18 protein-coding genes are annotated in these 21,114 nt (G+C 68.7%); 6 read left to right on the top strand and 12 right to left on the bottom strand.

Annotation, left to right across the window (positions count from 1 at the left end; genetic code table 11):
• Window positions 1-9: 9 nt before the first annotated feature.
• Genes tal through pgl form a run of 5 tightly spaced genes read left to right on the top strand, consistent with a single transcriptional unit; the run spans window position 10 to window position 6,000 of the window.
• The gene (tal, locus tag H516_RS0101985; RefSeq protein WP_022888051.1) at window positions 10-1,119 is read left to right on the top strand and encodes a transaldolase; all 1,110 of its coding nucleotides are present in this window, start codon (window positions 10-12) and stop codon (window positions 1,117-1,119) included.
• A complete protein-coding gene (locus H516_RS0101980) occupies window positions 1,116-2,720 on the top strand; it encodes a glucose-6-phosphate isomerase (protein ID WP_022888050.1) in 1,605 nt (534 codons plus the stop codon). Before tal ends, H516_RS0101980 begins: the two co-directional genes overlap by 4 nt.
• Window positions 2,721-2,738: 18 nt before the next feature.
• Entirely contained in the window at window positions 2,739-4,280 is a 1,542-nt protein-coding gene (zwf, locus tag H516_RS0101975; RefSeq protein ID WP_022888049.1) for a glucose-6-phosphate dehydrogenase, read from the top strand.
• Window positions 4,277-5,233, top strand: coding sequence for a glucose-6-phosphate dehydrogenase assembly protein OpcA (locus H516_RS0101970; protein WP_022888048.1), 957 nt, complete (start codon window positions 4,277-4,279; stop codon window positions 5,231-5,233). Before zwf ends, H516_RS0101970 begins: the two co-directional genes overlap by 4 nt.
• The gene (gene pgl / locus H516_RS0101965) at window positions 5,230-6,000 is read left to right on the top strand and encodes a 6-phosphogluconolactonase (RefSeq protein ID WP_022888047.1); all 771 of its coding nucleotides are present in this window, start codon (window positions 5,230-5,232) and stop codon (window positions 5,998-6,000) included. Before H516_RS0101970 ends, pgl begins: the two co-directional genes overlap by 4 nt.
• 84 nt (window positions 6,001-6,084) lie before the next feature.
• On the opposite strand, the gene H516_RS0101960 is transcribed toward pgl, so the two are convergent.
• The 12 genes from H516_RS0101960 to coaE form a co-directional block, all read right to left on the bottom strand.
• The gene (locus H516_RS0101960; protein WP_022888046.1) at window positions 6,085-6,450 is read right to left on the bottom strand and encodes an RNA polymerase-binding protein RbpA; all 366 of its coding nucleotides are present in this window, start codon (window positions 6,448-6,450) and stop codon (window positions 6,085-6,087) included.
• A gap of 12 nt (window positions 6,451-6,462) precedes the next feature.
• Window positions 6,463-6,714: a preprotein translocase subunit SecG gene (secG, locus tag H516_RS0101955; RefSeq protein ID WP_022888045.1), complete on the bottom strand. Its 252-nt coding sequence runs from the start codon at window positions 6,712-6,714 to the stop codon at window positions 6,463-6,465.
• A 116-nt stretch (window positions 6,715-6,830) separates the two neighbouring features.
• Window positions 6,831-7,619, bottom strand: a complete 789-nt coding sequence (gene tpiA, locus H516_RS0101950; RefSeq protein WP_022888044.1) for a triose-phosphate isomerase — start codon at window positions 7,617-7,619, stop codon at window positions 6,831-6,833.
• A complete protein-coding gene (locus H516_RS0101945; protein WP_022888043.1) occupies window positions 7,610-8,824 on the bottom strand; it encodes a phosphoglycerate kinase in 1,215 nt (404 codons plus the stop codon). The genes tpiA and H516_RS0101945 overlap by 10 nt, the downstream gene beginning before the upstream one ends.
• A gap of 11 nt (window positions 8,825-8,835) precedes the next feature.
• Window positions 8,836-9,840 (bottom strand): type I glyceraldehyde-3-phosphate dehydrogenase, encoded by a 1,005-nt coding sequence (gene gap, locus H516_RS0101940; RefSeq protein ID WP_022888042.1) that lies wholly within the window; start codon window positions 9,838-9,840, stop codon window positions 8,836-8,838.
• A 97-nt stretch (window positions 9,841-9,937) separates the two neighbouring features.
• Window positions 9,938-10,564, bottom strand: coding sequence for a superoxide dismutase (locus H516_RS0101935; protein WP_022888041.1), 627 nt, complete (start codon window positions 10,562-10,564; stop codon window positions 9,938-9,940).
• A 141-nt stretch (window positions 10,565-10,705) separates the two neighbouring features.
• Complete coding sequence (gene whiA, locus H516_RS0101930) at window positions 10,706-11,686, bottom strand: DNA-binding protein WhiA (protein ID WP_026378304.1); 981 nt, start codon at window positions 11,684-11,686, stop codon at window positions 10,706-10,708.
• A 34-nt stretch (window positions 11,687-11,720) separates the two neighbouring features.
• The gene (gene rapZ / locus H516_RS0101925; RefSeq protein ID WP_022888039.1) at window positions 11,721-12,599 is read right to left on the bottom strand and encodes an RNase adapter RapZ; all 879 of its coding nucleotides are present in this window, start codon (window positions 12,597-12,599) and stop codon (window positions 11,721-11,723) included.
• A 32-nt stretch (window positions 12,600-12,631) separates the two neighbouring features.
• Window positions 12,632-14,599, bottom strand: coding sequence for an excinuclease ABC subunit UvrC (gene uvrC / locus H516_RS0101920; protein ID WP_022888038.1), 1,968 nt, complete (start codon window positions 14,597-14,599; stop codon window positions 12,632-12,634).
• 4 nt (window positions 14,600-14,603) lie between these two features.
• Window positions 14,604-17,495, bottom strand: a complete 2,892-nt coding sequence (uvrA, locus tag H516_RS0101915; RefSeq protein WP_022888037.1) for an excinuclease ABC subunit UvrA — start codon at window positions 17,493-17,495, stop codon at window positions 14,604-14,606.
• Between the two features lie 120 nt (window positions 17,496-17,615).
• Window positions 17,616-19,682, bottom strand: a complete 2,067-nt coding sequence (gene uvrB, locus H516_RS0101910; RefSeq protein WP_022888036.1) for an excinuclease ABC subunit UvrB — start codon at window positions 19,680-19,682, stop codon at window positions 17,616-17,618.
• A 115-nt stretch (window positions 19,683-19,797) separates the two neighbouring features.
• Window positions 19,798-20,412, bottom strand: a complete 615-nt coding sequence (gene coaE, locus H516_RS0101905) for a dephospho-CoA kinase (protein ID WP_022888035.1) — start codon at window positions 20,410-20,412, stop codon at window positions 19,798-19,800.
• A 49-nt stretch (window positions 20,413-20,461) separates the two neighbouring features.
• Between coaE and H516_RS0101900 the strand changes: the two genes are divergently transcribed.
• Complete coding sequence (locus H516_RS0101900; RefSeq protein WP_022888034.1) at window positions 20,462-21,073, top strand: DUF4126 domain-containing protein; 612 nt, start codon at window positions 20,462-20,464, stop codon at window positions 21,071-21,073.
• Window positions 21,074-21,114 lie beyond the last annotated feature (41 nt).

Below are 21,114 nucleotides of genomic sequence, written 5' to 3'. Positions count from 1 at the left end.
GACATCCCCATGACCACCTCCCCCACCGCCGCCCTCTCCGAGGCCGGCGTCAGCATCTGGCTCGACGACCTTTCGCGCGAGCGCATCGCCTCGGGCGACCTCGCCCGCCTCATCGCCGAACGCGATGTCGTCGGCGTGACCACGAACCCGACGATCTTCGCCGGAGCGCTCGCGAAGGGCGACGGCTACGCCGAGCAGCTCCACTCGCTCGCCGCCGCAGGCGCCGACGTCGACACCGCGGTCTTCGAGATCACGACCGACGACGTCCGCGACGCCGCCGACGTGTTCCGCGAGGTCTACGACCGCTCGCACGGGTACGACGGCCGCGTGTCGATCGAGGTCGCTCCCGGCCTCGCCCGCGACACCGCAGGCACCATCGCCGAGGCGAAGGCCCTCTGGGCCAAGGTCGACCGCCCCAACGCGATGATCAAGATCCCCGCCACCGCCGAGGGCCTCGAGGCGATCACCGCCACGATCGGCGCAGGCATCAGCGTGAACGTGACCCTCATCTTCAGCCTCGACCGCTACCGCGAGGTCATCGACGCCTACCTCTCGGGCCTCGAGCAGGCGCAGGCCGCCGGCCACGACCTGTCGACGATCCACTCGGTCGCGTCGTTCTTCGTCTCGCGCGTCGACACCGAGATCGACAAGCGCCTGACGGCGATCGGCACCGATGCGGCGCTCGCGCTGAAGAACAAGGCCGGCGTCGCGAACGCACGCCTGGCCTACGAGCTCTTCGAGCAGCAGTTCGCGGGCGAGCGGGCCGCAGCGCTCCTCGCCGCCGGCGCGAACAAGCAGCGTCCCCTGTGGGCCTCGACCGGTGTGAAGGACCCTGCGCTGCCCGACACGCTCTACGTCACCGAGCTCGTCGCCGAGGGCGTCGTCAACACGATGCCCGAGAAGACACTCGAGGCGACCTTCGACCACGGCGTGATCGAGGGCGACACCGTGACCGCCGCGTATGCCGCCGCAGGCTCGGTGCTCGATGCGCTCGCCTCCGTCGGCGTCGACTACGACGACGTCACCCTCCTCCTCGAGAACGAGGGTGTCGACAAGTTCATCGTGTCATGGGGCGAGCTCCTCGACAGCGTGCGCATCGCGCTGGAGGCCGCACGATGAGCTTCCGCATCTCGGTCGGCGGCGCCTCCGCCGACGCGGTGCGCCGCACCGTCCCCGGGCTGGTCGCCGACCTCGTCGCCAGCGGCATCACCGGGCAGGACCCGGCCCTCTGGGGCCCGGCCGCCGAAGAGGAGGCCGCGAAGCGACTCGGCTGGACGGAGGCGGTCGCGATCTCGCGCCCCCTCGTCGCCGAGATCGAAGCGCTCCGCGTCGAACTCGAGACCGCCGGGGTCGACCACATCGTGCTCGGCGGAATGGGCGGCTCCTCGCTCGCCCCCGAGGTCATCACCCGCACCGCACGGGTCGATCTCACGGTGCTCGACTCGACCGAGCCCGGACAGGTGCGCGCCGCCCTCTCCGACCGTCTGGCCACGACCGCGCTCGTGATCTCCTCGAAGTCGGGTTCGACCGTCGAGACCGACAGCCAGCGCCGGGCCTACGAGCAGGCCTTCCGCGACGCGGGCATCGACCCCGCCTCGCGCATCGTCGTCGTCACCGATCCCGGCTCGCCGCTCGACGGGTCGGCGCGCGCCGCCGGGTACCGCGTGTTCAACGCCGACCCGAACGTCGGCGGCCGCTACTCCGCCCTCACCGCGTTCGGTCTCGTGCCCTCGGGCCTCGCCGGCGTCGACATCGCCGAGATCCTCGACGAGGCCGAGACGATCGAGCTCACGCTCGCCATCGACACGGAAGAGAATCCGGGCCTCGTCCTCGGCGCCGCGATCGCCGCGACTGCGCCGCTTCGCGACAAGCTCGGCATCATCGCCGACGGCACCCACATCGTGGGCTTCGCGGACTGGGCCGAGCAGCTCATCGCCGAATCGACGGGCAAAGAGGGCACGGGCATCCTGCCGGTCGTGCTCGAGACCACCGCCCCCGAGCTCGGCGAGGCGCTGTCCGATCTGCAACTCGTGCGCCTCGTCGACGACGCGGGCGAGGAGCTCTTCCGTCGCGACGACTCGAACGACATCCTCGTCTCCGGCACGCTCGGCGCACAGCTGCTCGTCTGGGAGTACGCGACGGTCGTCGCGGGTCGCCTCCTCGGCATCAATCCCTTCGATCAGCCCGACGTCGAGTCGGCGAAGATCGCCGCGCGCGGCCTGCTCGATGCACGCCCGGCGCCCGAGCCCGCCGCCTTCGTGGCCGACGGCATCGAGGTCCGCGGAACGCCCGAGGTCATCGGCGCGTCGAGCGACCTGGTCTCGGCGATCGAGGTGCTCCTCGAAGAGCTCCCGGCGAACGGGTACCTCTCGGTGCAGGCCTACGTCGACCGCGTCGCGCACCCCGAGCTGGCGAGACTGCGCGAGCTCCTCGCGGCACGCGCCGGGCGACCGGTCACCTTCGGCTGGGGGCCCAGGTTCCTCCACTCGACCGGTCAGTTCCACAAGGGCGGTCCCGCGGTGGGCGTATTCCTCCAGATCACGCAGGCGCCGGCCTCCGACCTCGCCATCCCCGAGCGCCCGTTCACCTTCGGCGAACTCATCGCGGCTCAGGCATCCGGCGACGCGAGCGTCCTCGCCGAGCACGGTCGCCCCGTGCTCACGTTGACGCTCACCGACCCGGCCGCGAACATCCCGGTGCTCGTCGACGCGGTCGGCTGACCGACGAAAGGACCCGAATTGACTTCGGCAGAGATCTCGGCGCAGCACAACCCGCTCCGGTCACCGAAGGACTACCGACTCAATCGCATCGCGGGGCCTTCGAGCCTCATCATCTTCGGCGTCACGGGCGACCTGTCGCGCAAGAAGCTGATGCCCGCGGTCTACGATCTCGCGAACCGGGGGCTCCTGCCCCCGGGCTTCGCGCTCGTGGGCTTCGCGCGCCGCGATTGGGCCGATCAGGACTTCGCACAGGTGGTGCACGACTCGGTGAAGCAGTACGCCCGCACCGAATTCCGCGAGGACGTCTGGCAGCAGCTCGCACGTGGCGTCCGATTCGTCACCGGCACCTTCGACGACGATGCGGCGTTCGACCGCCTGCGTGACGTCGTCCAGGAACTCGACGCGCAGCGCGGAACGATGGGCAACCATGCGTTCTACCTGTCGATCCCGCCGAAGTCGTTCCCGCTCGTCACCGAGCAGCTCAAGCGCTCGGGTCTCACCGAGCAGCGCGACGGCCAGTGGCGCCGCGTCGTCATCGAGAAGCCCTTCGGCTCCGACCTGCAGACGGCGCGCGAGCTCAACGACGTCGTGGCGAGCGTCTTCCCGCCCGATTCGGTGTTCCGCATCGACCACTATCTCGGCAAGGAGACGGTGCAGAACATCCTCGCGCTGCGGTTCGCCAATCAGTTGTACGAGCCCATCTGGAACGCGAACTTCGTCGACCACGTGCAGATCACCATGGCCGAGGACATCGGCGTCGGCGGGCGGGCCGGCTACTACGACGGCATCGGCGCGGCCAGGGACGTCATCCAGAACCACCTGCTGCAGCTGCTCGCGCTCACCGCGATGGAGGAGCCGATCTCGTTCGACGCAGCGGATCTGCGTGCCGAGAAGGAGAAGATCCTCGCCGCCGTGCGCTTGCCCGAGGACCTCGCCACGGGCACCGCCCGCGGGCAGTACGCGGGCGGATGGCAGGGAGGCGAGAAGGTCATCGGCTTCCTCGACGAAGACGGCATGAACCCCGAGTCGACGACCGAGACCTACGCGGCCATGAAGCTCCTCATCGGCACCCGCCGCTGGGCGGGCGTGCCCTTCTACCTCCGCGCCGGCAAGCGGCTCGGTCGCCGCGTCACCGAGATCGCGATCGTCTTCAAGCGAGCGCCGCAACAGGTCTTCGCCGACAGCCAGACGTCCGAGCTGGGCCAGAACGCACTCGTGATCCGAGTGCAGCCCGACGAGGGCGTCACCATCAGGTTCGGGTCGAAGGTGCCGGGGGCGGGCATGCAGGTGCGCGACGTCACCATGGACTTCGGCTATGGACACGCCTTCACCGAGGCCAGCCCCGAGGCGTACGAACGCCTCATCCTCGACGTGCTGCTCGGCGACCCGCCGCTCTTCCCCCGCCAGGAGGAGGTCGAGCTCAGCTGGAAGATCCTCGATCCGATCGAGGAGTTCTGGGCGACCCAAGGGCAGCCCGAGCAGTACCGCCCCGGCACGTGGGGTCCGAGCTCGGCCGACGAGCTGCTTGCACGAGACGGACGGAGCTGGAGGCGCCCATGATCGTCGAACTTCCCGACACCACGACCAGCCAGGTCTCGAAGGCCCTCGTCAAGATCCGCGAGGACGGCGGCGTCGTCGCGCTCGGCCGGGTGCTCACGCTCGTCATCGCCACCTCCCCCGGCCAGGAGGAGGAGGCGATCGAGGCGGCGAACGACGCGTCCCGTGAACACCCGATGCGCGTCATCGTCGTCTCGACCGAACCCGGCACCGAGACCGCCGCCGTCGCGCCCCGCGTCGACGCGGAGATCAGGGTCGGCGGCGACGCCGGCGCGAGCGAGGTCATCGTGCTCCGCGCGAGCGGCGATGCCGCCCGCGACGAGGAGAGCCTCGTGATGGGTCTCCTGCTCCCGGATGCCCCGGTCGTCACCTGGTGGCCCGGGGCAGCGCCCGCAGTCCCCGGTCGTTCGCCGCTCGGCCGCATTGCACAACGACGCATCACGGATGCCTCGGCGCAGCCCGACCCGCAGGCTGCGCTGCACACTCTCGCCGACAGCTACACCCCCGGCGACGCCGATTTCGCGTGGACACGGCTCACCCTGTGGCGCGCCCAGCTGGCCGCCGTGCTCGATCAGCCGCCGTACGAGTCGATCACGAACGTGCACGTGAGCGGCGCGATCGATTCGCCGTCGACGACGCTGCTCGGGGCTTGGCTTCGTCTTCAGCTGCGCTGCGCGACCGGCGTCGAACTCACCCCGGTCGAAGACGGCTCCCACGGCATCCACGGCGTGCGACTCGAACGGGCGAGCGGAGTGGTCGAGCTCGTCCGCGACGTGCCCGGTATCGCGACGCTCCGCCAGCCCGGCCAGCCGCTCCACGATCTCGCGCTCCCGCGGCGCAGTCTCCGCGACTGCCTCGCCGACGAGCTGCGCCGGCTCGACCCCGACGAGCTGTACGGTGAAGTGATCGCGAAGGGGCTGGCGCTCCTCGACGGAGCCCAGGAGGTCACTGCGTGACGAACGAACGGCGGGTGCTCGTGCACCCCGACAAAGCCACGCTCGCCGGGGCGGTGGCAGCCCGGTTCATCACGAAGACGCTCGACCTGCTCGACGCGCAACCGCTCGTGCACATCGTGCTCACCGGCGGCTCGATGGGGTCGGCCGTGCTCGAAGCGGTCGCCTCCTCGCCCGCGCGCATGTCGATCGACTGGTCACGCGTCCACTTCTGGTGGGGAGATGAGCGGTGGGTGCCCGCGGGCCATCCCGACCGAAATGATCGGCAGTCGCACGACGCGCTGCTCGACGACCTCGACCTTCCCACTTCGAACCTGCATCCGTTCCCCGCGTCCGACTCGGGCCTCACGCTCGACGACGCCGCAGCGGCCTACGCGGAGGAACTCGCCGAACACGCCGGCGAAGGGCTCCCGCACCCGGTGTTCGACATCACCTTCCTCGGTGTCGGTCCCGACGGACACATCGCCTCGCTCTTCCCGCACCGCTCGGGTATCGGGGTCACCGATCAGACGGTCATCGCAGTCCGCGAATCGCCGAAGCCCCCGCCCGAGCGGCTCAGTCTCACTCGCCCGGTGATCAACAGTTCGCAGCGGGTGTGGATGGTGCTCGCCGGCGCCGACAAGGCCTCCGCGCTGGGCCTCGCGCTCGCGGGTGCGAGCCGCGACGAGGTGCCCGTCGCCGGGATCAAGGGGCGTCGCCGCACCGTGTTCTTCGTCGACGGCGATGCGGCCGCCGAGGTGCCCGAGGCGCTCATCGCCCGCGACTACTGAGCGTCGCAGCCCACGGGCCGACGACGAGAGCGGGGCGGGCCTTTCGGCCCGCCCCGCTCTCGTCGTCGGTCTCGCGACCGGTGGTCAGTCTTTCGGCGCCTGCCCGCGGCGGGCCCGAAGCTGGGTGAGCGCATCGTCGAGCAGGGCGGCCGCCTCGTCTTCGGTGCGGCGCTCCTTCACATAGGCGAGGTGCGTCTTGTAGGGTTCGAGCTTCGACACCGACGGCGGGTTCTCACGGTCGCGGCCGGCCGGAAGTCCGGTCGACGGGCTGTCGATGACCGCGGGGATCTCTTCATCGGGGAGGCTCGCCGCGAAATAACGCACGGTCTCATTGCCCTGGGCGTCCCAGTAGCTGACGGCGACCCGATCGGCGTGGAAGCCCCGGTCTTGTTCGCCCATCGGACCGGCCCCGACACGGGAGCCGCGAATGGCGCTGTTGCCTGATGCCATCTCGTCTCCTCGTCAGATGCCGGCGTCGAACTTGGTGATCAGCCCGAGCACCACGATGCAGGTGACCCAGATCAACCCCAGGATCACCGTGATGCGGTTCAGGTTGCGCTCGGCGACGCCGGAGGCGCCGAGGCTCGAGGTGACGCCGCCGCCGAACATGTCGGACAGACCGCCACCGCGGCCCTTGTGCAGCAGGATGAGCAGCGTCAGCAGGAGGCTCGTGAGACCGAGCAGCACCTGCAGGACGACCTGGAGAATCTCCACGGTGAACCTTTCCGGGCACGACGCAGGGGGTCGATGCCGCCAATCAGACTATCAGCACAGCCGAGTGCAGCCGGGCTGATCTTCGGGGCGGGGCGACTCGCCCCGCCCCGATCGAGTCACGCGCCGACGTGCTTCTTGAAGCGGACGATGCTCGAGAACTCGTCGATATCGAGGCTCGCGCCGCCGACGAGTGCGCCGTCGACGTTCGGCTCCCTGAGGAACGAGGCGATGTTCGCCGCCTTCACCGAGCCGCCGTAGAGGATCCGTGTGGCTGCGGCGATCTCCTCCCCCGCGATCTCCGCAAGGACCGCGCGAAGCGCCGCGGCCACCTGCTCGGCCTGGGCCGGTGTCGCCGCCTGGCCGGAGCCGATCGCCCACACGGGCTCGTACGCGACGACGAGCCCCTTCGCGGCGTCGACGCCCTCGAGCGCAGCGCGCAGCTGCGCGACGGGCACGGCACTCGCGCCGTGTTGCTCGAGGTCTTCGGCCGTCTCACCGACGCAGAGCACAGGCACGAGGCCGTGGCGGTGCGCGGCGACGACCTTCGCGTTGACGTCGGCATCGGTCTCGGCGTGCAGCGTGCGGCGCTCGGAGTGGCCGATGATCACGTAGCCGCAGTCGAGCTGCTTCAGGAACGCGCCCGAGATCTCGCCGGTGTAGGCGCCCGAGTCGTGCTTCGAGAGGTCCTGCGCGCCGTAGCCGATCGGCAGCGAGTCGGCCGCGACCAGCGTCTGCACACTGCGCAGATCGGTGTACGGCGGGAACACCGCGACCTCCGCGTCGGCGAAGTCGTGCTTCGCGTCGGCGAGTGCCCAGGCGAGCTTCTGCACGAACGCTATCGACTGCAGGTGGTCGAGGTTCATCTTCCAGTTGCCCGCGATGAACGGGGTGCGCTTCACTGCCATCCGAGGACCTCCAGTCCGGGGAGCTTCTTTCCTTCGAGGAACTCGAGGCTCGCGCCCCCGCCCGTCGAGATGTGTCCGAATCGGTCATCGGCGAATCCGAGCTGGCGCACGGCCGCGGCCGAGTCGCCGCCGCCGACGACGCTGAGGCCGTCGACCTCGGTGAGTGCCTCCGCGACCGCGCGGGTGCCCGCGGCGTACGGAGCCAGCTCGAAAACACCCATCGGGCCGTTCCAGAACACCGTCTTCGAGTCGCGCACCTGCGCGGCGAAGGCCGCGGCCGTGTCGGGCCCGATGTCGAGCCCCAGGCCGGATGCCCCGAACGGCGTGTCTTCGATCGCGTCCGCCTGGGCGACCACGTGGTCGGCGTCGGCCGAGAAGGCGGCCGCGACGACCACGTCGCTCGGCAGCACCAGTTCGACGCCTCGTTCGGCGGCTTCGGCGAGGTACCCCTTCACCGTGTCGATCTGGTCGGCCTCGAGCAGGCTCGAGGCGACCCTGTGGCCCTGGGCCGCGAGGAAGGTGAACAGCATGCCGCCGCCGATGAGGAGGCGGTCGACGCGCGGGAGCAGATGTGCGATGACGCCGAGCTTGTCGGAGACCTTCGAGCCGCCGAGGACGACCGTGTACGGGCGCTCGGGGTTCTCGGTGAGGCGATCGAGCACGTCGAGCTCGGCCGCGATGAGGAGGCCGGCGGCGCTCGGGCGCAGCTCGGCGAGCTCGTAGACGCTCGCCTGCTTGCGGTGCACGACGCCGAAGCCGTCGGAGACGACCGCATCGGCGAAGGCCGCGAGTTCACCCGCGAAGGCGGTGCGCTCGGCCTCGTTCTTCGAAGTCTCGCCCGGATTGAACCGCAGGTTCTCGAGTACGAGCACCTCGCCGTCGGCGAGGGCGGCGGCCTTGGCCGTGGCATCCTCGCCGACGGTGTCGCTCGCGAAGGCGACCGGGGCGTCGAGCAGCTCGCCGAGCCGCACCGCGACCGGGGCGAGGCTGTAGCGCTCGTCGGGGGCGCCTTCGGGGCGACCGAGGTGGGAGACCACGATCACGCGGGCGCCCTGCCCGAGAAGAGCCTGGATGGTGGGGACCGACGCCCGCACGCGGCCGTCGTCCGTGATGACCCCGTCCCGCAGGGGGACATTGAGATCACAACGGACGACGACGCGCTTGCCGGCGAGCGGACCGAGGGATTCGATCGTTCGCAGGGTCATTCAGTTCGCTTTCAGAGACGGTCGGCGACGTACTCGGTCAGGTCGACGAGACGGTTGGAGTAGCCCCACTCGTTGTCGTACCAGGCGGAGAGCTTCACCTGGTCGCCGATGACGCGGACGAGGCCGGCGTCGAAAATCGACGAGTGCGGGTCGGAGACGATGTCGCTCGAGACGATCTCGTCCTCGGTGTACTTGAGGATTCCCTTCAGGGACCCCTCGGCGGCGGCCTTGTAGGCGGCCTTGACCTCGTCGACCGTCACCGGTCGCGAGGAGGTCACGGTCAGGTCGGTGATCGACCCGGTGGGCACGGGCACGCGGAGCGCGAAGCCATCGAGCTTGCCGACGAGCTCGGGCAGCACGAGGCCGATGGCCTTGGCTGCACCGGTCGAGGTCGGCACGATGTTGAGCGCGGCGGCACGGGCGCGACGGAGATCCTTGTGGGGGCCGTCCTGGAGGTTCTGGTCGGCCGTGTACGCGTGAACCGTCGTCATGAGGCCGCGCTCGATGCCGAACGCGTCGTTGAACACCTTCGCCAGGGGCGCGAGGCAGTTCGTCGTGCACGAGGCGTTCGAGATGATGTGGTGGCGCTCGGGCTCGTAGTCCTGCTCGTTGACGCCGATCACGAAGGTGGCGTCCTCGTCGGTGGCGGGAGCGGAGATCAGCACCTTCTTCGCCCCGGCCTCGAGGTGCTTTCGCGCATCGGCCGCCTTCGTGAAGAAGCCGGTCGACTCGATCACGATATCGACGCCGAGCTCGCCCCAGGGTAGGTTCGCGGGGTCGCGCTCCGAGAAGGCCTTGATCGCGGTGCCGTTGACGATGATGCTGTCGTCGTCGTAATCGACCGTCGCGTCGAGCCGGCCCGTGATCGAGTCGTACTTCAGGAGGTGTGCGAGGGTCTTGTTGTCGGTGAGGTCGTTCACCGCGACGATCTCGAGGTCGGCGCCCTGGGCGAGTGCCGCGCGGAGGTAGTTGCGGCCGATGCGGCCGAAGCCGTTGATGCCGATCTTTACAGACACAGATGTCTCCTGGATGACGTGGCGCGAACAGCGCCGATGCACGGGTGGACTGATCGGACGACGGTGTCCCCGGACGAGTCCGAGGACACCATCCGTTTTACGACAGTAGCAGCAGCCCTGAGGTCTTCTCACCAGCTGCGGTGAAGCGCTGCTGGACGTTCTCCCAGTTCACGATCGACCAGAATGCCTTGACGTAATCGGCCCGCACGTTCTTGTAGTCGAGGTAGTACGCGTGCTCCCAGACGTCGAGCATGAGGAGCGGCACGAGGCCCGCCGGGAGGTTGCCCTGCTGATCGAAGAACTGCGCGATGATCGGGCGCTGACCGAGGGAATCCCACGCGAGGACCGCCCAGCCCGAACCCTGCACGCCGAGCGCCGTGGCGGTGAAGTGGGCCGTGAACTTCTCGAACGAACCGAAGTGATCGTCGATCGCCGCAGCGAGCTCGCCGGTCGGCTGGTCGCCGCCCTCGGGCGAGAGGTTCGTCCAGAAGATCGAGTGGTTGACGTGCCCGCCGAGGTTGAACGCGAGGTCCTTCTCGAGCTTGTTCACGTTCGCGAGGTTGCCCGAGTCACGCGCTTCGGCGAGCTGCGCGAGTGCCGTGTTCGCACCGGTCACATAGGCCTGGTGGTGCTTCGAGTGGTGCAGCTCCATGATCGTGCCGCTGATCGCCGGCTCGAGCGCCGCGTAATCGTAGGCGAGATCGGGGAGGGTGTAGTCAGCCATTGCTTCTCCTTGTCAGGTGCGCCGGGGCACCCGGGCGTCTCCCCGGATCTCCGCGGCGGCATTCCCGAGTCTATGCCCGCACGGCCGAGGCGTGCCGGGATGGACCCGGGATCGCGTCGCCGTGTGACGGGGTTCGCCGGATCAGACCTCGTCGAGGTCGGCGGGCAGGCTCGCCTCGGTGCCCGGCACCCCGAGATCGGCGGCGCGCTTGTCGGCCATTGCGAGCAGGCGCCGGATCCGTCCGGCGACCGCATCCTTCGTCATGGGAGGGTCGGCGTGGTGACCGAGCTCGTCGAGACTCGCCTCGCGGTGCGCGAGACGCAGTTCGCCCGCGTACTTCAGGTGGTCGGGGATTCCGTCGCCGAGGAGTTCCATCGCGCGCTCCACGCGGGCGCAGGCCGCAACCGCCGCCTGGGCCGACCGGCGCAGGTTGGCGTCGTCGAAGTTGACGAGACGATTCGCGGTCGCACGCACCTCGCGGCGCTGGCGCAACTCCTCCCAGTTGCGCACGGTCGTGCTCGCGCCCATCGCCGCGAGCATCGCGCTGATCGCCTCGCCGTCCCGGATGACCACGCGGTGCACACCGCGCACCTCGCGCGCCTTCGCCGCGATGCCCAGACGGCCTGCGGCACCGACGAGCGCCATCGCGGTCTCGTTTCCCGGGCAGGTCACTTCGAGTGCCGCCGAACGACCGGGGTCGGTGAGGCTCCCCTGTGCGAGGAACGCGCCACGCCAGATCGCCGCGACCTCGTCGCGCGACCCCGTGGTCAGCTTGTTCGGAAGACCCCGCACCGGGCGGCGCCGCGCGTCGAGCAGACCGGTCTGCCGGGCGAGGGTCTCACCGCCCTCGAGGATGCGTACGAGGTAATTGTTGGTGCGCCGCACCCCGGCCGGGGCGACGACCGAGACGTCGGGGCGGACCCCGTAGATCTCGCCCAGGTCGCGCGTCACACGCCGCGCGACGTTCTTGGAGTCGAGCTCGGCCTCGATCGCGATGCGATTCGAGATGATGTGGAGTCCACCCGCGAAACGCAGCACCGAGGCGAGCTCGGCGATGCGGACACTCGTCTTCGAGACCTCGACCAGGGCGAGTTCTTCTTTCACATCAGCGGTCAATGCCACCTCGTCATCCAATCTGTGTTGCGGGGACCCTGCGTCATTCGCGACCGAGGTCGCGATGCTTGACGCTCACGACGACGCCGGGCAGCTTTGCGACGCGCTCCGAGAGTTCGCGGACCATGGCGACGGAGCGGTGCTTGCCGCCCGTGCAGCCGATCGCGATCGTCGCGTGTCGCTTGTTCTCTCGTTGGTAGCCGGCCATCACGGGTTCGAGCGCACGTGCGTAGGCTTCCAGGAATTCCATGGCACCGGGCTGGGCGAGCACGAACTCGCTCACGGCGGCGTCTTCACCGGTGAGATGGCGGAGTTCAGGATTCCAGAACGGGTTCGGCAGAAACCGGGCGTCGGCGATGAGGTCGGCGTCGGTGGGTGCGCCGTACTTGAATCCGAAACTCTGCATCGTCACCCGGAGGCCTGCGTGGTCGGCCCCGGCGAAGGTCTCGGTCACGAGGTTCGCGAGCTGGTGGATGTTGAGATCGGAGGTGTCGACGACGAAATCGCTGGCTTCGCGAAGCGTGGCGAGCCGGGCACGTTCGGCACCGATGCCGTCGAGGAGCGTGCCATTGCCCTGCAACGGATGCGGGCGCCTGACCGATTCGAATCGGCGCACGAGTACCGCGTCGTTCGCGTCGAGGAAGACCACCCGGACGTTCACTCCCGCGCGAAGCGCCTGGATGATCTCCTGGAGCTCGGAGAAGAAGTCGCGACCACGGATGTCAACGACCGCCGCGATGCGCGGGAGGGAGGTGCCGGCGCGCTCGACCAGTTCGACCAGCGGTCGGAGCATCTGCGGCGGCAGGTTGTCGACGACGTACCAGCCCAGGTCTTCGAGCGCGTTGCCGACCGTGGATCGACCGGCCCCGCTCATCCCCGTGACGATGAGCATCTCCTGCTCCTCGGGCTCCCCCGCCGTCATCCTGTCCCCCTTCTGCATGCCGACGTCCAAGCCTATCGGGGCACCGGGGCTTCGTCGGCGTGGAGTCGTGCGTGCACCGTCGCGGCGAGCGTCGGTCCGACACCCTTCACCTCGGCGATCGCCGCCTCATCGGCCGCCCGCAGGCGCGCGACCGAGCCGAAATGGCGAAGCAGCTCCTTCACCCGCGATGGCCCGAGCCCCGGGATCTCCGAGAGCACCGAGCCGATGTCGCGCTTGCGACGCTGTCGTTGATGGGTGATCGCGAAGCGATGCGCCTCATCGCGCACCCGCTGGAAGAGGAAGAGCGCGTCGCTGTTGCGAGGCAGGATGACCGGGAACTCGGCCTCGGGCGTCCAGATCTCCTCGAGACGTTTCGCGATGCCGCAGAGATAGATGCCTTCGACGCCCGACTCGCGGAGCGCCCGAGCGGCCGCGGCGACCTGCGGTTGGCCTCCGTCGACGATGAGGAGGTTCGGGCGATAGGCGAACTTCTTCCGGCGCTCCGACACCTCAGGCGCGTCGGCAGCGCCCGAGGCGTCGGGCGCGACCGGGACCTCGGGCCCATCGGCGGCCCCGACACGTTCCGCCTCCGAGTCGGCTGCCCCGGAGAGATAGGCGAGCCGACGGGTCAGCACCTGGTGGATGGAATCGGTGTCGTCGGTGGAACTCGGGATCGTGAACCTGCGGTACTCGTCTTTTCGCGGCAGTCCGTCTTCGAAGACGACCATCGAAGCGACGATGTTCGTGCCGCTGAGGTGCGAGACGTCGTAGCATTCGATGCGCAGCGGGGCATCGGCCATGCCGAGTGCCTCCTGGATGTCTTCGAGCGCGCGTGATCTCGTCGTGAAGTCGGCGCTGCGCCGAGTCTTGTAGAGCATGAGCGTCTGCTTCGCGTTCTGGGTCGCAGTCTGCAGGAGGGAGGCCTTGTCGCCCCGCTGGGCCACCCTGAGCCGCACCCTGCGATCAGCTCGATCGCCGAGCCACGCCTCGAGAGCCGCGGCGTCGTCGGGAAGCTCGGGGACGACGACCTCGCCAGGTGGGCGGAGCGCGTCGCCGTACGCGTTCTGCACGACGGAGTCGACGAGCTCGCCGAGCGGGACGTCGAGCTCCTTGTCGACCGTCCAGGAATGGATGCCGCGCACGCGGCCGCCGCGGACGATGAAGAGCTGGACTGCCGCCGACAGTTCATCGTGGTCGATGCCGAAGACATCGAGGTCGACCGTATCTCCGAGCACCATCGCACTCTTCTCGAAGAAGGCGTTCGCGGCGACGAGCCGGTCGCGGTATCGCGCTGCGGACTCGTACTCCTGCGCCACGGCGGCGGCTCGCATCCGCTGCTCGAGCTCACCGAGGATGCGCCGGTCTTGGTTCTGCATGAATGCGACGAAGCGTTCGACGTTCTCGCGGTGCTCGGCGACCGTGACCCGGCCGGAGCACGGGCCGAAGCATCGACCGATCTGACCGGCGAAGCAGGGCTTGCCGCTCGCCATCGCCCGTCGGTAGTCGCTGTCTTTGCAGGTGCGGATGGGAAAGAGCTTGAGCAGGATCTCGAGCGTCTCGTTGATCGCCCAGACCTTCGGGTACGGGCCGAAGTAGCGCGCCCCACGCAGCTTGCGGTTGCGGGTGACGAAGGCTCGGGGAGCCTCGTCGGCCAAGGTGACGGCGAGGTACGGGTACGACTTGTCGTCTTTGAACCGCACGTTGAACGGCGGGTGGAACTCGTTGATCCACGTGATCTCGAGTTGCAGCGCCTCGACTTCGCTGCCGACGACCGTCCACTCGACCGAGGAGGCGCTCGTCACCATGCGCCGCGTGCGCTCGTGCAGGCTGCGAAGCGGCGCGAAGTAGTTCGAGAGGCGGGCTCGCAGATTCTTCGCCTTGCCGACGTAGAGCACACGGCGCTCGGCGTCGCGGAACCGGTAGACCCCGGGCTCGGTCGGAATCTCGCCCGCCTTCGGCCGGTAGGGGACGCTCTGGTCGTACGAAGCTGCGGCGCTCATCGCCTCAACTGGCGACGTCGGCGCGCTCGGCCGCGGCGTCGAAGATCTCACGGAGGAAGTACCCGGTGTGACTCTCCGACGCGGATGCCACCTGCTCGGGCGTTCCCGTCGCGACGATCTGGCCGCCGCCCGAGCCGCCCTCGGGTCCGAGGTCGATGATCCAGTCGGCCGACTTGATGACGTCGAGCGAATGCTCGATCACGATCACCGAGTTGCCCTTGTCGACGAGCTTGCCCAGCACTTTGAGGAGCTTCTGCACGTCTTCGAAGTGCAGGCCGGTCGTCGGCTCGTCGAGCACGTAGACGCTGCGGCCGTTCGACCGACGCTGCAGCTCGGTCGCGAGTTTCACCCGCTGCGCCTCGCCGCCCGAGAGTGTGGTGGCGCTCTGGCCGAGCTGCACGTACCCGAGTCCGACGTCGACGAGGGTCTTGAGGTAGCGATGGATCGCGGAGATCGGCTCGAAGAACTCGGCGGCCTCGCTGATCGGCATCTCGAGCACCTCGGCGATGTTCTTGCCCTTGTAGTGCACCTGCAAGGTCTCGCGGTTGTAGCGCTGGCCCGCGCAGACCTCGCAGGCGACATAGACGTCGGGGAGGAAGTTCATCTCGATCTTGATGGTGCCGTCGCCCGAGCACGCCTCGCAACGGCCGCCCTTGACGTTGAAGCTGAACCGGCCGGGCAGGTAGCCGCGCGCCTTCGCCTCGTTGGTCTCGGAGAAGAGGGTGCGGATGCGGTCGAACACGCCCGTGTAGGTCGCCGGGTTCGATCGCGGCGTCCGCCCGATCGGAGCCTGGTCGACGTGCACGACCTTGTCGAGGTGCTCGAGGCCCGTCACGCGCCGGTGCTTGCCGGGCACCTTGCGAGCGCCGTTGAGACGGTTCGCCAGCACCCGGTAGAGGATGTCGTTGACGAGCGACGACTTGCCCGAGCCACTGACCCCGGTGACGGCCGTCAGCACCCCGAGGGGGAACTCGACGTCGACACCCCGGAGGTTGTTCGCCTCGGCGCCCTGCACCGAGATCGTGCGCTCGCGGTCGATCGCCCGGCGGTGCGCCGGGATGGCGATCTCGCGGCGGCCCGAGAGATAGTCGCCGGTGAGCGAGCGGGTGTTCTTCAGCAGCTCGGCGTAGCTGCCCGAGTGCACCACCGTGCCGCCGTTCACGCCGGCACCGGGGCCGATGTCGACGATCCAGTCGGCCGTGCGGATGGTGTCTTCGTCGTGCTCGACGACGATGAGCGTGTTGCCGAGATCGCGGAGCGCGATCAGCGTGTCGATCAGACGTCGGTTGTCGCGCTGGTGCAGCCCGATGCTCGGCTCGTCGAGAACGTAGAGCACGCCGGTGAGCCCCGAGCCGATCTGCGTCGCGAGCCGGATGCGCTGCGCCTCGCCGCCCGAGAGGGTGCCCGCCGCACGCGCGAGATCGAGGTAGCTGAGACCCACCCTGATCAGGAAGTCGAGCCGGAGCTTGATCTCGCGCAGCACCTGCGCCCCGATCTTCTGCTCGCGCTCGGTGAGTTCGAGGCGATCCATGAAGGAACGGGCGTCGGTCAGGCTGAGCAGTCCGACATCGGCGATGCTGTGGTCGTGGATGAGCACCGAGAGCACCTCGGGCTTCAGCCGCTTGCCGTCGCAGACAGGGCACGGCACCTCGCGCAGGTACTCCGACCAGCGTGCACGCTGCACATCGGTCTCTGCCTGGAGGTACTGCCGCTCGATGTAGGGCACGACCCCTTCGAAGCCCGAGCTGTAGCTCATCTCGCGGCCGTAGCGATTGCGCCAACGCACCTTGACCTCGAAGTTGTCACCGCGGAGCACCGCGTTGCGCGCGTCTTCGTCGAGCTGCTCCCACGGAGTGTCGAGCGAGAAGCCGAGATCGCGGGCGAGGCCGTCGAGCAGTTTCTCGTAGTAGTTGTAGAGGCTCTTGCCCTGCGAGGTCCACGGCAGGATGACACCCTCGGCGATGCTCAACTCGGGGTCGCCCAGCAGCAGCGCCTCGTCGACCGACATGCGGGTGCCGAGGCCCGAGCATTCGGGACAGGCGCCGAACGGCGCGTTGAAGGAGAAGGTGCGCGGCTCGATCTCGGTGAGCTGGATGGGGTGCTGGTTCGGGCACGAGAGCTTCTCGGAGAAGGTGGCCCACGCCGCGGGGCCATCTTCATCGACGTAGTTGACCTGCACGAGCCCATCGGTGAGCCGCAGCGCGGTCTCGAGCGAGTCGGTGAGTCGGCCGAGGACCTCGGGCCCAGCGACGAGCCGGTCGACGACGACCGAGATGTCGTGCTTGACCTGCTTCTTCAGCTTCGGCGGTTCGTCGAGCCGCACGATCTCTCCGTCGACGACGGCACGGGAATAGCCCTGCGCCGCGAGCTCGCGGAAGAGATCGACGAACTCGCCCTTCTTCTTCGAGACGACCGGGCTCAGCACCTGGAACCGTGTGCCCGCCTCGAGCTCCATCAGCTGGTCGGCGATCTGCTGGACCGTCTGCCGCTGGATCTTCTCGCCGCAGACCGGGCAGTGCGGCACACCGATGCGCGCCCAGAGCAGTCGCATGTAGTCGTAGATCTCGGTGATGGTACCGACCGTCGAGCGGGGGTTGCGGTTCGTCGACTTCTGGTCGATCGAGACGGCCGGGCTCAGCCCTTCGATGAAATCGACGTCGGGGCGGTCGACCTGCCCGAGGAACTGGCGGGCGTACGCCGAGAGCGACTCGACGTAGCGCCGCTGCCCCTCGGCGAAGATCGTGTCGAAGGCGAGGGACGACTTGCCCGACCCCGAGAGCCCCGTGAACACCACCATCGCGTCGCGCGGAATCTCGACGTCGACGTTGTGCAGGTTGTGCACACGGGCTCCGCGGACACTCAGGCGCGAATGGGCATCGAGACGTGAAACTGGCACCCTTCGAGTCTAAGGAGCACCACCGACACTCGTCGCGCGACCGCACGCGCTCTGAGCGAACATATGTTCGATCGACGCACCCGGCGCCGTCGCGGGGCGCTCGAAGCATGACGCGAACACTCAGCCGAGGTGTCCGGCCTTCTCCATCTGACGCAGTTCTCGCTTGAGTTCGGACACCTCGTCGCGGAGCCTCGCGGCCAACTCGAACTTGAGCTCGCCGGCGGCCTCGAGCATCTGATCGTTGAGGTCGCGGATGAGCTCTTCGAGATCGTTCGCTCCCTCTGCGGCGATACCCTCACGGCGGAGGTTCGGTACCGGCGACTTCTTTCGACCGTCGCGACCCGCGAGCAGCGCCGCGGTGTCGGCCTCCTCGCGTGCGAGCACCTCGGTGATATCGGCGATGCGCTTGCGCAGCGGCTGCGGGTCGATGCCGTTCACCCGGTTGTACTCGAGCTGCATCTCGCGTCGCCTGGTGGTCTCGTCGATCGCCTGGTTCATCGAGTCGGTGAGCACGTCGGCGTACATGTGCACCTCGCCCGAGACGTTGCGCGCCGCGCGGCCGATGGTCTGGATGAGCGAGGTCGCCGAGCGCAGGAACCCCTCTTTGTCGGCATCGAGGATCGCGACGAGCGAGACCTCGGGCAGGTCGAGGCCCTCTCGCAGCAGATTGATGCCGACAAGCACGTCGTAGACGCCCGCGCGCAGCTCGGTGAGCAGTTCGACGCGGCGGAGGGTGTCGACGTCGGAGTGCAGATAGCGCACGCGAACCCCGGCCTCGGTGAGGAAGTCGGTGAGTTCTTCGGCCATCTTCTTCGTGAGGGTGGTGACGAGCACGCGTTCGTCGCGCTCGGCACGCATGCGGATCTCTTCGAGCAGGTCGTCGATCTGCCCCTTCGAGGGCTTCACCACGATCTGGGGGTCGACGAGGCCCGTCGGGCGGATGATCTGCTCGACGACGCCGTCGGCGACGCCCATCTCGTACCGGCCGGGCGTCGCCGAGAGGTAGACCGTCTGCCCGACGCGGTTCTTGAACTCGTTCCACTTCAGCGGGCGGTTGTCGAGGGCGCTGGGCAACCGGAAGCCGTGCTCGACGAGCGTGCGCTTGCGCGAGGAGTCGCCCTCGTACATAGCTCCGATCTGCGGCACCGTCACGTGCGACTCGTCGATCACGACGAGGAAGTCGTCGGCGAAGTAGTCGAGCAGGCAGTGCGGTGCCTCACCCGGCCGGCGGCCGTCGATGTGCCGGGAGTAGTTCTCGATGCCCGAGCAGAACCCGATCTGCTCCATCATCTCGAGGTCGAAGGTCGTGCGCATGCGCAGCCGCTGCGCCTCGAGCAGCTTGCCCTCGCGCTCGAGTTCGGCGAGCCGCTCGTCGAGTTCGGTGCGGATCGTGCCGATCGCCCGCTGCATGACCTCGGTGGATGCCACGTAGTGGGAGCCGGGGAACACCGGCACCGCGTCGAGCTTCGCGACGACCTGGCCGGTGAGCGGATGGAGACTGTACAGCGCCTCGATCTCGTCGCCGAACATCTCGATGCGGATGGCGAGCTCTTCGTAGATCGGGATGATCTCGATCGTGTCGCCGCGCACCCTGAAGTTGCCCCGCGAGAAGTCGACATCGTTGCGCTGGTACTGCATCGAGACGAACTTTCGGATGAGCCAGTCGCGGTCGACCCGCTGCCCGACCTGCAACGGCATCATCGCGCCGAGGTACTCTTCGGGCGTGCCGAGGCCGTAGATGCACGAGACGGTCGAGACGACCACGACGTCACGACGGCTCAGCAGCGAGTTGGTCGTCGAGTGGCGCAGACGCTCGACCTCGGCGTTGATCGAGGAGTCCTTCTCGATGAAGGTGTCGGTCTGCGGCACATAGGCCTCGGGCTGGTAGTAGTCGTAGTACGACACGAAGTACTCGACCGCGTTGTTCGGCAGCAGCTCGCGGAACTCGGTGGCGAGCTGGGCCGCGAGGGTCTTGTTGTGCGCGAGCACGAGCGTCGGTCGCTGCACCTGCTCGATGAGCCACGCGGTCGTCGCCGACTTGCCGGTGCCCGTCGCGCCGAGCAGCACCACGTCGGTCTCACCGGCATTGATGCGACCGGCGAGCTCGGTGATCGCCTGCGGCTGATCGCCGCTCGGTCGGTACTCGCTGACGACCTCGAACGGACGAACTGATCGCGTGGCCTGCATTCTTCAAGTCTAGGTTCGCCCACCGACACGGCGGCCGGCGTTCGCCCGCGGCGCACGCCGGCGCGACGGCCCCCGGCACCCGCGCAGCTGCATCGCCGCCACCGCCGACGAGCCGTCAGGCGCGAGCGGCCCGGCGCGCGACGAGGTCGGCCCAGAGCGCGTCGGTCTGGCTCATCGTGTGGGCGAGGGTCCCGTCGGTGTCGATCACGACGTCCGCGATCGCGAGTCGCCGGGTATTGTCGACCTGCGCATCGACGCGTGCCACCGCCTGATTGAGATCGAGCCCGCGCTCTTCGACGAGGCGCTTCACCTGCGTCTTGCGCGGCGCATCGGTCACCACGACGAGGTCGAAGGGGTGATCGACGGATGCCTCGACGAGGAGCGGCACGTCGTACACCACCACTGCATCGGGGTCCTCCGCCTCGGCCTTCGCGATGAGCCGGCCCGAGAGCTCACGGACCGCCGGGTGCACGATCGCGTTCAACCGGGCCCGGGCCGCGTCGTCGTTGAAGACGATCTCGCCGAGCTTCACGCGGTCGAGCGTTCCGTCGGCGCGCAGCACGCCGTCGCCGAACTCGTCGATGATCGCCGCCAGCCCGGGAGTGCCGGGCTCGACGACGCGACGCGCGAGCTCATCGGCGTCGAGGTGCACGGCGCCGTGCTCGTAGAGCCGGCGCGCGACGGTGGACTTTCCTGAGGCGATGCCGCCGGTGAGACCGATCAGATACACGTGACCACTCTAACCGTGCGACACTCGACTCGTTCGATGAGGAGGCGACATGCTCGAACTGCTGACCGGCACGGGGCTCGCCCTCGCCGCAGGCCTGAACGCGTGGATCCCGCTCGTGATCCTCGGCGCACTCGACCGGTTCACCGGGCTCGTCGAACTGCCTGCACCCTGGGCGTGGCTCGCGAACGAGTGGGTGCTGCTGATCCTCGTCGTGCTGCTCGTCGTCGAGTTCGTCGCCGACAAGGTTCCGGGCCTCGACTCGGTGAACGACCTCGTGCAGACCGTCGTACGCCCGACCGCCGGAGGGCTCGCCTTCACGTCGGGCATCGGCGCCGAGACCGTCGCGGTCACCGACCCCGAGCAGTTCTTCACCTCATCGCAGTGGGTGCCGATCGCGGTCGGCGTGGGCCTCGCGCTCCTCGTGCATCTCGGCAAGGCCGCTGCGCGCCCCGTCATCAACAGCGCCACCGCCGGCGTCGGCGCGCCGATCGCCAGTGCGGCAGAGGATGCAGGCAGCTTCGCGCTCTCCTTCGCCGCGATCCTGGCTCCGATCCTCGTGGTCCTCGGCGCAGTGCTGCTCGCGATCGCGGTCATGCTCGTCATCCGCCATCGCCGCAGGCAACGCGCGCGCAGCGCGGGGCATCCGAGAGCCGCGCCCTGAAACGCCGGAAGGCCGGCCCCCGAGGGGACCGGCCTTCCGTG

Origin of the sequence: Agromyces italicus DSM 16388, assembly GCF_000421545.1 — a bacterium.
Lineage (GTDB): Bacteria > Actinomycetota > Actinomycetes > Actinomycetales > Microbacteriaceae > Agromyces > Agromyces italicus.
Note: the sequence above shows the minus strand (reverse complement) of the source record. Positions and strands in the feature narration are given on the sequence as shown.